Below are 14,640 nucleotides of genomic sequence, written 5' to 3'. Positions count from 1 at the left end.
CGTCGCTGTGCGCCAGGGCCGCGCTGCAGGATGATCCTGCGTCCATCGACCCGCCTCCCGATCCGATGAACGATCCTGCTGCTCCCACGCCTTACGACCGCATTGGCGGCGAAGCCGGCCTGCGCCGGATGACGCAGCGCATGTATGCGCTGATGGACACGTTGCCGGAAGCCGCCGCGGTGCGTGCGCAGCATCCGGCCTCACTCGCCGGCAGCGAGCAGAAGCTGTTCGAGTTCCTCAGTGGCTGGCTCGGCGGGCCCCCGTTGTTCACCCAGAAGCACGGCGCCCCGATGCTGCGCGCACGCCACCTGCCCTTCCGGATCGGCATGGAGGAAGCCAGCGGCTGGCTGGCCTGCTTCCACGGCGCCATGACCGAGACCGTCGAAGACGCGGAACTGCGCGAGTTCCTGTGGTCGCGGATCGAGCCGCTGGCGCTGCACATGCGGAACATGCAGGCGGTGCCTTTGCGGTGGGCGGACGAAGGCTAACGTCTCCTGTCACAGTAACGTCATCGCTTACATGCAAATGAAGTAGTCATCAGGGTCAAGCTCTGTCTTCACCTGTAGAATCGCCAAGGCATCCGGCCAAAGTTCGTCACCCGGTTCCTTGCGATCCTCCGCGGTGACTCGCTCGGGTGGACCATAAGCCGACCGCCAGTTACCGTCGACGCAAGCAGCGAATCCGGATTGCAGGCAGGGAACTCCTGTGCAGCCTGCCCTGTAAGCGTCAGGTAGCGCCAACGCACGCGCCGCCAGTTCGCGGAAGCGCGCGGACTGCTGCTGACTCAGCACCATGTCGATATCACGATGGAATTCACCCTTCCAACGATACCCGGCGCCTTTCGACGGCCTCAGCCGGGCCTCGCCACCGTCCTTCGACGATCTCGCGTGGATGACGCTCTCCGAGCATGCACCACCCGCTAGGACGACAACCCACTCCCGCGCACCGCACGACATTGCCTGCTGAGGTATCAACTTACCTTCCAAGTGCGCATCGATTTCATATCGCGCGGCCGCACGCGCACCCTCGGCGGTCCACGCCACCAGCCAAGCATCGCGCTCGTCCAAGGCGCGGGACAAAAACAACCACATGCCGACCCCGACACCCGCCAGGAGCAAGGAGCCCAGTCCGAGTGTCCTAGCCCAGGAGATCCGCATCGCTGCCTACCAGTGCACACCCCGCATCAGCGACGCAAACGCGATCTGCTCCTGGCTGGGCGCCGCTTCCTTCAGCGCCTTGCGGTCGCCCTTGGCGGCGGCCGAATCCGGGAACAGCTCGAAGGCGGTGTTCATCACCACTTCGTAGGCCTTCGGCGCGAGCGCATTGATCAGCGCGGCGAAGATGCCCAAGCGGGTTGCGATGCGGCTGGGCTTCTCGATGATCGCCTTGACCAGCAGGTCGGCCGCTTCCTCCGGCGACAGCGTCGGCACACTGTCGTACATCTTGGTGGGCGCGATCATCGGTGTCTTCACCAGCGGCATGTTGATGGTGGTGAAGCTGATGCCCTTGCCCGACAGTTCGCCCTGCGCGCAGCGGCTGAACGCATCCAGCGCCGCCTTCGACGCCACATACGCCGAGAAACGCGGCGAATTGGCCAGCACACCGATCGAGCTGATGTTGATGATGTGGCCCTTGCGGCGCTCGGTCATCTTCGGCAGGAAGCCCATGATCAGGCGGATGCTGCCGAAATAATTCAGCTGCATCGTGCGCTCGAAATCGTGGAAGCGGTCGTAGCTGGCCTCGATCGAACGACGGATCGAGCGGCCGGCATTGTTGATGAGGATGTCGACGTGACCGTGCTCGTCCAGCACCGTCTTCACCAGCCGGTCGCAGTCCGCCATGTCGGCCAGGTCGGCGGTATAGGCGAACACCTTGCCACCCGCCTTCTTCATGTCGTCGCGGGCCTTGAACAGTTCTTCCTCGCCACGCGCCACGATGATGGTGGTCGCGCCGGCTTCCGCCACGCGCTGCGCGGTGGACAGGCCGATGCCGGACGAACCGCCGGTGATCACCACGACCTTGTTGCGTACCTTGCCCTTCAGCGTGCGGTCGACGAACAGGTCCGGATCGAGGTGGCGCTCCCAGTAGTCCCACAGGCGCCAGGCGTAGTCTTCCAGGCGCGGCACCGCGATGCCGCTTCCCTTCAGCGCACGCTCGGTCTCACGGCTGTCGAAGCGCGTGGGATAGGTGATGAACTTCAGCACCTCCTTCGGGATCTTGAAATCGCGCAGCAGCATGCCGATGAAGCGCCGCACCGGCGGCAGGTTGCCGACCGCCGTGCGGATGCCGCCGGGCACGAAGGCGAACATGCGCGCGTCCAGGCGCATGGTCATCTCGGGCGCATGGCCGGCGCGGGCGAAGGTGTTCAGCACTTCACCCACGCGCATCGGTTCCGGATCGGTCAGGTGGAAGGTGTGGCCGTCCAGCTTGGGCTTGTGCGCGATGTGGTCCATCGCGTCGGCCACGAAATCCACCGGCACGATATTGATGCGTCCGCCCTCGATGCCGAGCACCGGCATCCATGGCGGCAGCAGTTCGCGCAGTTTCTTGATCAGGGTGAAGAAGTAATACGGGCCGTCGATCTTGTCGATCTCGCCGGTCTTCGAGTGACCCACCACCATGCCCGGACGGTAGATGCGCCACTTGATGCGCTTCTCGGCGCGGACCAGGCCTTCGGAATCGTGCTTGGTGCGCAGGTAGGGATCGTCCAGGCCCTCGGCTTCCTCGAACATGTCCTCGCGGAAGATGCCCGGATACAGGCCGGCGGCGGCGATGGAGCTGGTGTGATGGAAGCAGCCGGCCTTCAGCGCGGCGGCCAGGTCCAGCGCATGCTGGGTGCCGTCGATGTTGGCGGCCTGCTGCGCTTCGCGGGTGGCGGTCAGGTCGTAGACGGCGGCGAGGTGGAAGAAATGCTTCACCTTGCCGCCCAGTGCGCGCAGCTGCGCCGGTGTCAGGCCGCACTTGGGCTTGGTCATGTCGCCATGCACCACGGACACGCGCTTCATGTCCCAGCCGGCCTTCCTGGCGATGGCGTCGAACTTCTTCTGCGAGTCCTTGCGGACCAGAACGTAGACCGTCCCGCTGCGCTTGAGGAGGTTGCCGACCAGATAGCGGCCAATGAATCCCGTGGCGCCCGTGACGAAATAGCTCATGACGACCCAATCCTCGAGTTGTGTGGGCAAGCCCCTCCGACCGCCCTGCGGGCTAACTTGCCAGAGCCGCCCAGATTCGACAATCCCGTCACGGATTGACCGCCCCCACCACCCGTGGTGTGATGGCCCCGATCACTGGGAGGGATCATCCATGGCAGATCTGAAGAACGCGTTCGAGCAGGCATCCAGGGACATCCAGACGCTGTCGGAGCGTCCGGACAACGACACCCTGCTGCGCCTGTACGGGCTGTACAAACAGGGCGCGGAAGGTGACGTGAAGGGCGACAAGCCCGGCTTCTTCGACTTCGTCGGCACCGCCAAGTACGAAGCCTGGGCCAAGCTCAAGGGCACCGCCCAGGAGGATGCGCAGAAGAAGTACGTGGACCTGGTGAAGAAGTTGCTGGCCTGAGACGCACGTGGCGCGCGACACCCGCCAGCGTATCCTCGACGCCGCCCTGGCGATGTTCAACTCACAGGGCGAGCCTCATGTAACCACCAACCACATCGCCGACGAGCTGGAGATCAGCCCCGGCAACCTGTACTACCACTTCCGCAACAAGGACGACATCATCGAGCAGCTCTTCGCGCGGTACGAAGAGCGCATGGACGCGGCCCTCACGCCGCCCACCGACCGGCTGCCGGGGCTGGAGGACATCTGGCTGCAGCTGCACCTGGTGTTCGAGTGCATCTGGGACTACCGTTTCCTGTATCGCGACCTGGTCGAGATCCTCAGTCGCAACCGTCGCCTGCGACTGCGCTTTGCCCGCATCCTCAAGCGCGCCGACGACAGTGCGCACGCGGTGATGCGCGGGATGGGCCACGCCGGCGTGATGCGCGCCTCGGCGGCGGAACTGGCCGCCACCGCCACCAACGTGCTGGTGATTTCCACGTTCTGGCTGAACTACGCGGCCACGCGCGGCGAAAAGGACGAACAGGCCGCCATCCGCCAGGGGATCGTGCAGGTGATGATGCTGGTGGCGCCGTTCCTGCGCGACGCCGAACGCGTGCACCTGAATACGCTGACGCAGGCGTATACCGTCTGAAGCCGCCTCATCGTTGCCTGTGCCCTGCGGCGTAGCGTCGAGCTTGCTCGACGCCGGACGGCATCGGTGTCTCGGGAAACGGACAGCAGCGGAGCAAGCTCCGCTCTACGCGGACCGATGGATGCCTGGCGGGCGGAACTCAGGCGGCCAGCGTATCGCCCAGCCGCGCCGAGGCCGCACGCAATTCCGGCAGCAGGCCGCGATCGTCGACGATCTCGAAGTCCGGGCCGATCAGCGCCATCAGCGCCAGCAGGGCATCGATGGATTCGGCGCCCAGTTCCAGCAGGCAATGGTGCGCATCGCCGGCTTCGAGGATGCCGCACCACGTGGGCACGCGCGTGGCCTGTTCTTCGATGGATCCGGACAGTCGCAGCCTGACCTGGTAGCGGGTGAATGGCTGCGTGATCGACTTGGCCACGTAATCGGCCACGTCGCCGGGAAACTCACGCGGCGGGAACTGCGTGCCGGTATCGTGCAGCGATTGCACGCGATCCACGCGGAACGTCCGCCAGTCTTCGCGCTTGAGGTCCCAGGCCACCAGGTACCAGCGGCTGCCGGTATGCACCAGGCGCAGCGGTTCGATCAGTCGCTCGCTGGCACGCTGGCTGCGGTCGCGGTACTGCATGCGCAGGCGGAAACCATCACGGCAGGCGCCGGCGATGCGTAGCAGCGCGTCCACGTCGGAGGTGGGCACGCCGCCGGCCAGCGACAGCGTGACCGAATACAGCGCACTGGCGCGCTTGCGCAGCCGTGCCGGCAACCATTGGTCGAGCTTGGACAGCAGCCGCAGCGCGGTGTCCTCCATCCGGCCGACGCTGGCCGCCGCCGTGCGCAGCGCCACCGCCACGGCGACCGCCTCATCGTCTTCCAGCAACACCGGCGGCATGGCCGAGCCGGCACCGAGCCGATAGCCACCGCCCAGTCCGGGCGAGGCATCGATGGGATAGCCGAGTTCGCGCAGCCGCTCGACATCGCGGCGCAGGGTGCGACGGTCGACCTCGAGCCGCTGGCTCAGTTCGGCGCCGGTCCAGTGGCGACGCGACTGCATCAGCGAGAGCAGGCGGAGAAGACGGTTGGAGGTGCTGAGCATGGGGCCAGTATGCACGCCTATTGAGGACTGATTCTGTCCTCGATAAGCACCACACTGACGCCATCATCCAGCCGGGAGCCAGGCCTCATGACCGTCCAGACCTACCAGGGAAGCTGCCATTGCGGGGCCGTGCGCTACGAGGTCGATCTCGACCTGGCTTCCGGCAGCGGCCGCTGCAACTGTTCGATCTGCGCGAAGACGCGCTACTGGGGCACGGTGGTGAAGCCGGACGCCTTCCGCCTGCAGCAGGGCGAAGACGCGCTGACCCGCTACCCGTTCGGCAGCGGCGTGGTCGAACACCTGTTCTGCAGGCACTGCGGTGTGAAGTCGTTCGGCCGCGGCGAACTGGAGGTGCTGGGCGGCCGCTATTACTCGGTTAACCTGGCCTGCCTGGACGACATCGAGCCCGCCACGCTGGCCGAGATCCCGATCCGCTACGCCAACGGGCGCGACAACGACTGGTTCTCGGAGCCCGCCATCACCCGGCATCTCTGAGAGAGCGTCACATAACAGAACGCCCCGGCAAGCCGGGGCGTTCTGTTTGATGGGTACGCGGCGTGAGCGCTCAGGCGCGGCTGCGACGGGCCGGACGCTTGGCCGCAACCTTGCGCGGTGCGGCGGCGCGCGTGCGCTTGGCGGCCGTCTTCTTGCGGGTGCGGGTCGCCGCCTTGCGGGCCGGCGTCTTCAGGCCCAGCTTGACCAGCACCGGCTGCAGGCGGGCTTCGACATCGGCGCTGAAGCGCTCCACGCCGGCTTCGCCCTGCTCGCGGATGCCGGCCAGGCGGTCCAGCACGTCACGCTGGGCCTGGCTGGCCAGGGTCTCCGCCTGCTGGCGGGCGGCGTGAAGGCTGCCAGCGACGTCGTTGGCGGCGGTCAGCGCTCCGCGGCGTGCGACGGCGATCAAGCCAAGGCCGGCGAGCCAGACGTGGCGGAGGGTGGGTTCGGGGGTCTTGCGGGAGGTCTTCCTGGCGGCCATGGGGGCGGTCCACATGCCGGCCACGGTGGCCGGCTTCCATGACGCGATGCTGTCTGGCCTGCGTCGAGCAATCACACTATTGGCCGCTGGCGCGACGGATTGCGTAGGGGTTGCCTGCGGACCGCGTTCGCGGCGATGCTCGCCGCTTCCTGGGAGGGACGATCGATGGCAGCAAAATCATCCAAGTGGGCGCCGTTTCCGCATGACGCAAAAGCCTATGCCTACACCGGCGATGCACTGAAGAAAGCCTGGCCTGCCCTGCACGCTGGCGACCAAGAACCCTGGCCGGACGACAAGCGCGCCAAGGCACTGATCGCCGCCGCCGGCAAGGCCGCCAAGGGCATCGAGCCCGCCGATCTGGCGCAGCGCCTGCAGGACGCGTGGCGCGCGTTCCATCGCGGCGACTTCCAGGCCGCGTACGAAGCCGGTGAAGCGCTCGGTCCGCTGGGTGCCTCCGTGGCGGTGAAGGCCATCGGCATCCACGCCACCTATCTGGTGGACGACGAAGCCGAGCAGTTGAAGTGCTTCGAGCAGGCCGCCAAGCTGGCCGAGGCCGCGATCAAGGCGCTGCCGGACGAAGCCAACAGCCATTACCGCCACGCCTTCGCGCTGGGCCGCTACAGCCAGGGCCTGAGCATCGCCAAGGCGCTCAAGCAGGGCATCGCCGGCAAGGTGCGGGCGGCGCTGGACGCCACGCTGCAACGCGAACCCAAGCATGCCGAGGCGCATACCGCGCTGGCGCTCTACCACGCCGAGATCATCGACAAGATCGGCGCGATGATCGGCGGCCTGACCTACGGCGCCAAGGCCGGCGAAGCCGAATCGCACATCAAGACCGCCCTCAAGCTGACGCCGGACTCCCCCATCGCGCACGTCGAGTACGGCAACGTGCTGCTGCTCCTGCATGGCGACAAGAAGGAAGACGCCGCGGCCGCCTCGTTCGAGAAGGCCGGCAAGCTCAAGCCGCGCAACGCCATGGAAGCGCTGGATGCCGCCCACGCGAATGCGCAGATCGAGTAAGTCCCTGCCCGTCGTGCTGGCCGCGCTGTCGCTGGCCGGCACGACGTTAGCGTTGTCCGCGCAGCCGGCTGTCGTCGCCGTCCCCGCGCCGGCCGCCGGCCCCGCGGACACGCTGCTCGATGCGCTCACCTGCCGCACGTCGATCGCCCACCTGCCGGCCCTGTTGCCGCGCCTGCGGCGCGAGCGCCCGACGGAGTTCGTCCAGACCGAACGCCAGTACAGTGCGCCGATGATGGACCTCTATCGCTTGCAGGATCCGGTGCAGGCGTGGGGGCATCGCAGCGACGCGGTCATCATCACCGACAACCGCGTGCTGTTACTGGTGAATAGTCCGATCGAACAGGCCACTGCCCAGCTGGAGCGTGCGCTGGAAGAAAGCAAAGACGCACCGCTGGCCGGCGCACTGGACGACGCGCATGCGCTGGTCGTCTACCCCGCCGAACATCCCAGCCTAAAGGGACGCACCCTGGTCGGTTGCGAGTACCGCATGAGCGATGTGTCGCTGCTCGCCGATCCCGCCGACGCCTGGCGCACGGTCAGCCCCAGGCCCTGATCGCCCGCGTGCGCGTCACGCGCGTGCCCGCTCCCTCATCCCACCGATAGCGCCGCACGCGGACGTTCGCCCGCGCCTGCGCTCACATTTGCGCGCCGCGCCGCCCTGAAAGGCGGGCTTAACGGCAGCGTCCGCGCCTTCTTTAGGGCCTTCGTCACGCTTTTCGTCATCCGGGGAAATGCCTGTCACATAGGCGTTTCGGCGACTTACCACATTTTTTCGAACACCCCCTAAAGGTTTTTTTGGCAGCGCCGTTATTCATTTCGCAACACGAAGACGACTAGCCCAACAAAACAAACCGGCAGCGTCTTTTCCCTTCAACGCCGTGAATCCAAATAAGAGGAGACGAACATGGCACAGGTAATCAACACGAATACGATGTCGCTCAACGCTCAGCGCAACCTGAGCACCAGCGGCGCCTCTCTGGCCACCACCATCCAGCGCCTGTCGTCGGGCCTGCGCATCAACAGTGCGAAGGACGACGCCGCCGGTCTGGCCATTTCCGAACGCTTCAGCACGCAGATCCGCGGCCTTGATGTGGCCGTGCGCAATGCCAACGACGGCATCTCGCTGGCCCAGGTCGCCGAAGGCTCGCTGACCGAGATCGGCAACAACCTGCAGCGCATCCGCGAACTGGCCGTGCAGTCGTCCAACGCCAGCAACTCCGCTTCCGACCGCGCGGCGCTGAACGCCGAGGTCAAGCAGTTGACGGCGGAAATCGACCGCGTCGCCAAGCAGGCCGACTTCAACGGCACCAAGCTGCTGGACGGCTCGTTCACCAGCCAGCTGTTCCAGGTCGGCGCCAACGCCGGCCAGGCCATCGCCATCGACAAGGTGGTCGACGCCCGCGCGCAGACGCTGGGCGGCGTGACCTTCGCCAACACCTACATCGGTACGGCGCTGGGCGTCGATGCCGCCGCGGCCGACACCACCTTCTCGCAGCTGCAGGTCACGGTCACGCCGACCGGCGGCACCGCGACGACCTTCGACATCGGCGCCTTCGAAGTGAAGGCCGGCCAGTCGATCACCCAGGGCGCGGCCGCTGCGCTGAACGCCCGACTGGGCGAGACCGGCGTCTACGCCGAGGTCAAGGCCGGCGTCATCAACCTGACCGGCATCAAGGGTGGGCAGGAATTCGCCCTCGCCTTCGGCGGCCCGGTTGTCGCCGGCGCCACCGCCTCGACGGCCGCCAACCTCGGCCTGACCGAAACCAGCACCAACGGTGGCGACCTGGCCACGACCAACAGCTTCGTCCAGGGCCTGGACATCACCACCTTCGCCGGCTCGCAGCGCGCCCTGGAAGTGGTCGACAAGGCCCTGACCTCGGTCAACGGCGCCCGCGCCGACCTGGGTGCCATCCAGAACCGCTTCACCTCGGTGGTCGCCAACCTGCAGACCAGCTCCGAGAACCTGGCCGCTTCGCGCAGCCGCATCCGCGATACCGACTTCGCCAAGGAAACCGCCGAACTGACCCGCACCCAGATCCTGCAGCAGGCCGGTACGGCCATGCTGGCCCAGGCCAACCAGGTGCCCCAGAACGTGATGTCCCTGCTGCGTAACTAAGCCTTTGCGTCCCGGGTTGCACGGCCGGGAAGCGTTGGAACCTCCATCCCCCCGTGCGACAAACGCCTAAGGAAAACTTCTCATGGCACAGGTAATCAACACCAACACGATGTCGTTGAATGCTCAGCGAAACCTGAGCACCAGCGGCGCCTCGCTGGCCACGACCATCCAGCGTCTGTCGTCGGGTCTCCGCATCAACAGCGCCAAGGACGACGCCGCCGGTCTGGCGATCTCGGAACGCTTCAGCACGCAGATCCGCGGCCTGGACGTGGCCGTGCGCAACGCCAACGACGGCATTTCGCTGGCCCAGGTCGCCGAAGGTTCGCTGACCGAGATCGGCAACAACCTGCAGCGCATCCGTGAGCTGTCGGTGCAGTCGGCCAACGCCACCAACTCGTCGTCCGACCGCGCCGCGCTGAACGCCGAAGTCAAGCAGCTGACCGCCGAAATCGACCGCGTCGCCAAGCAGGCCGATTTCAACGGCACCAAGCTGCTGGATGGTTCGTTCTCCAGCCAGCTGTTCCAGGTCGGCGCCAACGCCGGCCAGGCCATCGCCATCGACAAGGTGGTCGATGCCAAGTCGAATGCACTGGGCGGCGCCCAGTTCGCGACGGGCACGATCGCCGCGGTCACCGGCGTCGACAACACCGACGTCGCGATCGCTGCGTTCACCATCACCGACAGCAAGGGCACGGCCGTCAGCTTCGACGCCCTGACCGTGAAGAGCGTCGGCCTGGCCGCCGCCAATGCCAGCGAAGCCGGCAAGCAGCTGGCCGCGCACATCAACGGCAAGGTCGGCGAAACCGGCGTCTACGCCGAAGCCAACGCGGCCGGCGCGGTCACCCTGACCTCGGTCAAGGACAGCGTCAACAGCAGCGGCGCGTTCACCGCCTTCGCCACTACGGCGGCCGGTTACACCGCCGGTGCGGCGCCGACCCGCCAGTACGCCAGCAACCTGGACATCAGCTCGGTCAAGGGTGCGCAGCAGGCGCTGGAAATCGTCGACAAGGCGCTGACCTCGGTCAACGGCGCCCGCGCCGACCTGGGTGCGGTGCAGAACCGCTTCACCTCGGTCGTTGCCAACCTGCAGACCAGCTCGGAAAACCTCGCCGCCTCGCGTAGCCGCATCCGCGATACCGACTTCGCCAAGGAAACCGCCGAACTGACCCGCACCCAGATCCTGCAGCAGGCCGGTACGGCCATGCTGGCCCAGGCCAACCAGGTGCCGCAGAACGTGATGTCCCTGCTCCGCTAAACCGCTGAAGGGCATCGGGTGGGCGTTTCTCTCCCCACCCACCTGATGCCTGCCCTTTTCAACGCCTTGAGGAACCCTCCATGGCCCAAGTGATCAACACCAACACCATGTCGTTGAACGCTCAGCGCAATCTGAGCACCAGCGGCGCCTCGCTCGCCACCACCATCCAGCGCCTGTCGTCGGGCCTGCGCATCAACAGCGCCAAGGACGACGCCGCCGGCCTGGCCATCTCCGAGCGTTTCTCCACCCAGATCCGTGGCCTCGATGTCGCCGTGCGCAACGCCAACGACGGCATTTCGCTGGCCCAGGTCGCCGAAGGTTCGCTGACCGAAATCGGCAACAACCTGCAGCGCATCCGCGAACTGTCGGTGCAGTCGGCCAACGCCACCAATTCGTCGTCCGACCGCGCGGCGCTGAATGCCGAAGTCAAGCAGCTGGCCTCTGAAATCGACCGCGTCGCCAAGCAGGCCGACTTCAACGGCACCAAGCTGCTGGATGGCTCGTTCTCCAGCCAGCTGTTCCAGGTCGGCGCCAACGCCGGCCAGGCCATCGCCATCGACAAGGTGGTGGACGCCAAGGCCAATGCGCTGGGCGGCGCGATGTTCGCCACCGCCACTTTCACCACCGCCACCCCGGCCGACGGCGTCACCGCGCTGAAGATCGAAGGCCTGCAGCTGACCAACGCCGACGGCGCCACGGTCACCATCGACACCGTCGACGTGGCCGCACAGGGCACCGCCGCTGGCACCCGCGACGCCGCCGCCAAGGCGATGGTCACCGCGATCAACGCCAAGATCGGCGAGAGCGGCGTGTATGCCGAACTCGGCGCGGCGGGCGCGATCAACCTGACCTCGGTCAAGGACAGCGTCGGCACCAACGGCGCGTTCAAGGGCATCGCCATCGAGACCGGCACGTGGACCGGCGGCACCGCCCCGGCCGACGTCGTCGCCAGCACCGTCGCCACCACCAAGCAGTACGCCTCCAACCTGGACATCAGCTCGGTCAAGGGCGCGCAGCAGGCGCTGGAAATCGTCGACAAGGCACTGACCGCCGTGAACGGCGCCCGCGCCGACCTGGGTGCGGTGCAGAACCGCTTCACCTCGGTGGTCGCCAACCTGCAGACCAGCTCGGAAAACCTGGCCGCCTCGCGCAGCCGCATCCGCGATACCGACTTCGCCAAGGAAACCGCCGAACTGACCCGCACCCAGATCCTGCAGCAGGCCGGTACGGCCATGCTGGCCCAGGCCAACCAGGTGCCGCAGAACGTGATGTCGCTGCTCCGCTAATCCGCTTCACAGGAATCGTCGCCTGGCGCAGGCGTCCCGGAAGGATTCGTCTCCCTCCGATTGACGCCGGGATGGATGGCCCTGCCATCTATCCGCCTTCCACCGGCTTGGTGGCGGGCGCCGGGCATTCCTCCCCGCTCCTCTCTCACGCACCACGCCTCACCCTCCCTTTCTCCAGGACCCCGTCATGGCACAGGTCATCAACACCAACACGATGTCGCTCAACGCTCAGCGCAACCTGAGCACAAGCGGCGCCTCGCTCGCTACCACCATCCAGCGCCTGTCGTCGGGCCTGCGCATCAACAGCGCGAAGGACGACGCCGCCGGCCTGGCCATTTCCGAGCGTTTCTCCACCCAGATCCGTGGCCTCGACGTCGCCGTCCGCAACGCCAACGACGGCATCTCGCTGGCCCAGGTGGCCGAAGGCTCGCTGACCGAAATCGGCAACAACCTGCAGCGCGTCCGTGAACTGTCGGTGCAGGCCGCCAACGCGACCAACTCCGCGTCCGACCGCGCCGCGCTGAACGCCGAAGTCAAGCAGCTGGCCTCGGAAATCGACCGCGTCGCCAAGCAGTCCGAGTTCAACGGCACCAAGCTGCTGGACGGCTCGTTCTCCAGCCAGCTGTTCCAGGTCGGCGCCAACGCCGGCCAGGCCATCGCCATCGACAAGGTGGTGGATGCGCGTTCGCAGTCGCTGGGCAACATCAAGTTCGCCGCCGATGTCACCGGCACGGCGATCGCCGACGCGGGCGCCGACGGCAGCATCACCGGCCTGACGATCAACGCGGTCGCGATCGACACCGTCGCCTACACCAACGGCACCACCGGCGACGACATCGCCAAGACGCTGGCCACCGCGATCAACGCGAAGATGGGCGAAACCGGCGTGTACGCGTCGGTGACCGCCGACCAGGTGACCCTGAACTCGGTGAAGGCCGGCAAGGATCTGGTGGTGGGTGGCACGGTCGCCGGCTCGGGCCTGACGGCCGCCACGACCACCGCCGCCGCGACCGCCACGGCCTCGTTCGTCAAGGACCTGGACATCACCTCGGTGGAAGGCGCACAGAAGGCGCTGGAAATCGTCGACGCCGCGCTGACCTCGGTCAACGGTGCCCGCGCCGACCTGGGTGCGGTGCAGAACCGCTTCACCTCGGTGGTCGCCAACCTGCAGACCAGTTCGGAAAACCTGGCCGCCTCGCGCAGCCGCATCCGCGACACCGACTTCGCCAAGGAAACCGCCGAACTGACCCGCACCCAGATCCTGCAGCAGGCCGGTACGGCCATGCTGGCCCAGGCCAACCAGGTGCCGCAGAACGTGATGTCCCTGCTCCGCTAAACCGCTTCACAGGAATCGTCGCCTGGCGCAGGCTTCCCGGAAGGATTCGTCTCCCTCCGTTTCGCGCCGGGAGGGGTGGTATCGCCACCCCTCCGCCTTCCACCGGTTTGGTGGCGGGCGCCGGGCCTTCCTTCTCCGCCGTAATCCCTCTCTTCGTCTCTCCAGGTCCGCGCCATGGCACAGGTCATCAACACCAACACGATGTCGTTGAATGCCCAGCGCAACCTGAGCACCAGTGGCGCCTCGCTCGCCACCACCATCCAGCGTCTCTCGTCCGGCCTGCGCATCAACAGCGCCAAGGACGACGCCGCCGGCCTGGCCATTTCCGAACGTTTCAGCACCCAGATCCGCGGCCTTGATGTGGCCGTGCGCAATGCCAACGACGGCATCTCGCTGGCCCAGGTGGCCGAAGGTTCGCTGACCGAAATCGGCAACAACCTGCAACGCATCCGCGAACTGGCCGTGCAATCGTCCAACGCGACCAATTCCTCCTCCGACCGCGCCGCGCTGAACGCCGAGGTCAAGCAGCTGACCGCCGAGATTGATCGCGTCGCCAAGCAGTCGGAGTTCAACGGCACCAAACTGCTGGATGGCTCCTTCTCCAGCCAGCTGTTCCAGGTCGGCGCCAACGCCGGCCAGGCCATCGCCATCGACAAGGTGGTCGATGCCAAGTCCACAGCGCTGGGCAAGGCCCAGTTCGGCTCGACCGGCGGCGTCAACGTCATGACCGGCACGGCCACCGCCGATGGCAAGATCACGGCCATCTCGGTCACCAATGCCGCCGGCAAGACGGTCGCCATCGACGACGTCGATGTGAAGGCCGGCGACACCGGCGCGCAGGTCACCGCCAAGGTGATGGGGGCGATCAACGCCAAGGTCGGCGAGCACGGCATCTATGCCGAGTCCACCGGCACCACCGGTTCGTTCTACACCGTCGGTGAGTCCGTCAACGCCAGCGGCGCCGCAGCCGCGATCAGCATCGTCTACGGCACCAGCGGTACGGCCGGCATCACCTCAGGTACCGGCGTGAACGGCGGTGTGCCGGGCGCCGGCGAGGTCAAGGGCCTGTCGGACCTCGATGTCACCACCTACCTCAACGCCTCGCGCGCGGTCACCATCGTCGACAAGGCGTTGACGGCCGTGAACGGCGCGCGCGCCGACCTGGGCGCGGTGCAGAACCGCTTCACCTCGGTCGTTGCCAACCTGCAGACCAGCTCGGAAAACCTGGCCGCCTCGCGTAGCCGCATCCGCGATACCGACTTCGCCAAGGAAACCGCCGAACTGACCCGCACCCAGATCCTGCAGCAGGCCGGTACGGCCATGCTGGCCCAGGCCAACCAGGTGCCCCAGAACGTGATGTCCCTGC

The 14,640-nt window shown here is 66.6% G+C and carries 15 protein-coding genes; 11 read left to right on the top strand and 4 right to left on the bottom strand.

Features of this window, described 5'->3' with window-relative positions; translation table 11 throughout:
- Positions 1-65: 65 nt before the first annotated feature.
- Positions 66-488 (top strand): group II truncated hemoglobin, encoded by a 423-nt coding sequence (locus MMG85_RS17020; protein WP_241047117.1) that lies wholly within the window; start codon positions 66-68, stop codon positions 486-488.
- Between the two features lie 27 nt (positions 489-515).
- Here MMG85_RS17020 and MMG85_RS17015 read toward each other — a convergent pair whose 3' ends face one another.
- Both MMG85_RS17015 and MMG85_RS17010 read right to left on the bottom strand, forming a co-directional pair.
- Positions 516-1,091 carry a hypothetical protein gene (locus tag MMG85_RS17015; RefSeq protein WP_241047116.1) on the bottom strand — a complete coding sequence of 192 codons (576 nt, stop codon included), beginning with the start codon at positions 1,089-1,091 and terminating at the stop codon, positions 516-518.
- Positions 1,092-1,163: 72 nt separating this feature from the next.
- Complete coding sequence (locus MMG85_RS17010) at positions 1,164-3,152, bottom strand: SDR family oxidoreductase (protein WP_241047115.1); 1,989 nt, start codon at positions 3,150-3,152, stop codon at positions 1,164-1,166.
- Positions 3,153-3,303: 151 nt separating this feature from the next.
- On the opposite strand from MMG85_RS17010, the gene MMG85_RS17005 reads away from it, so the two are divergent.
- Complete coding sequence (locus tag MMG85_RS17005; RefSeq protein WP_241047114.1) at positions 3,304-3,561, top strand: acyl-CoA-binding protein; 258 nt, start codon at positions 3,304-3,306, stop codon at positions 3,559-3,561.
- Positions 3,562-3,568: 7 nt separating this feature from the next.
- On the top strand, positions 3,569-4,195 hold the full coding sequence (locus MMG85_RS17000) for a TetR/AcrR family transcriptional regulator (RefSeq protein WP_055944586.1): 627 nt from the start codon (positions 3,569-3,571) through the stop codon (positions 4,193-4,195).
- A 139-nt stretch (positions 4,196-4,334) separates the two neighbouring features.
- On the opposite strand, the gene MMG85_RS16995 is transcribed toward MMG85_RS17000, so the two are convergent.
- Complete coding sequence (locus MMG85_RS16995; protein WP_241047113.1) at positions 4,335-5,285, bottom strand: YafY family protein; 951 nt, start codon at positions 5,283-5,285, stop codon at positions 4,335-4,337.
- A gap of 87 nt (positions 5,286-5,372) precedes the next feature.
- Between MMG85_RS16995 and MMG85_RS16990 the strand changes: the two genes are divergently transcribed.
- A complete protein-coding gene (locus MMG85_RS16990; protein ID WP_241047112.1) occupies positions 5,373-5,780 on the top strand; it encodes a GFA family protein in 408 nt (135 codons plus the stop codon).
- 70 nt (positions 5,781-5,850) lie between these two features.
- On the opposite strand, the gene MMG85_RS16985 is transcribed toward MMG85_RS16990, so the two are convergent.
- A complete protein-coding gene (locus MMG85_RS16985; protein WP_241047111.1) occupies positions 5,851-6,276 on the bottom strand; it encodes a hypothetical protein in 426 nt (141 codons plus the stop codon).
- Positions 6,277-6,426: 150 nt separating this feature from the next.
- On the opposite strand from MMG85_RS16985, the gene MMG85_RS16980 reads away from it, so the two are divergent.
- From MMG85_RS16980 to MMG85_RS16950, 7 genes are all read left to right on the top strand, one after another.
- On the top strand, positions 6,427-7,281 hold the full coding sequence (locus MMG85_RS16980; protein WP_241047110.1) for a hypothetical protein: 855 nt from the start codon (positions 6,427-6,429) through the stop codon (positions 7,279-7,281).
- Entirely contained in the window at positions 7,265-7,834 is a 570-nt protein-coding gene (locus MMG85_RS16975) for a hypothetical protein (protein ID WP_241047109.1), read from the top strand. The genes MMG85_RS16980 and MMG85_RS16975 overlap by 17 nt, the downstream gene beginning before the upstream one ends.
- A gap of 351 nt (positions 7,835-8,185) precedes the next feature.
- Positions 8,186-9,397: a flagellin gene (locus MMG85_RS16970; protein WP_241047108.1), complete on the top strand. Its 1,212-nt coding sequence runs from the start codon at positions 8,186-8,188 to the stop codon at positions 9,395-9,397.
- Between the two features lie 82 nt (positions 9,398-9,479).
- Positions 9,480-10,652 (top strand): flagellin, encoded by a 1,173-nt coding sequence (locus MMG85_RS16965; protein WP_241047107.1) that lies wholly within the window; start codon positions 9,480-9,482, stop codon positions 10,650-10,652.
- An 80-nt stretch (positions 10,653-10,732) separates the two neighbouring features.
- Positions 10,733-11,938 carry a flagellin gene (locus MMG85_RS16960; RefSeq protein ID WP_241047106.1) on the top strand — a complete coding sequence of 402 codons (1,206 nt, stop codon included), beginning with the start codon at positions 10,733-10,735 and terminating at the stop codon, positions 11,936-11,938.
- A gap of 187 nt (positions 11,939-12,125) precedes the next feature.
- On the top strand, positions 12,126-13,274 hold the full coding sequence (locus tag MMG85_RS16955) for a flagellin (protein ID WP_241047105.1): 1,149 nt from the start codon (positions 12,126-12,128) through the stop codon (positions 13,272-13,274).
- Positions 13,275-13,448: 174 nt separating this feature from the next.
- Positions 13,449-14,640, top strand: a 1,192-nt coding sequence (locus MMG85_RS16950; protein ID WP_241047104.1) for a flagellin, incomplete at its 3' end; no start/stop codon positions are given.

It is taken from the genome of Pseudoxanthomonas sp. LH2527 (genome assembly GCF_022539275.1).
GTDB lineage: Bacteria > Pseudomonadota > Gammaproteobacteria > Xanthomonadales > Xanthomonadaceae > Pseudoxanthomonas_A.
Note: the sequence above shows the minus strand (reverse complement) of the source record. Positions and strands in the feature narration are given on the sequence as shown.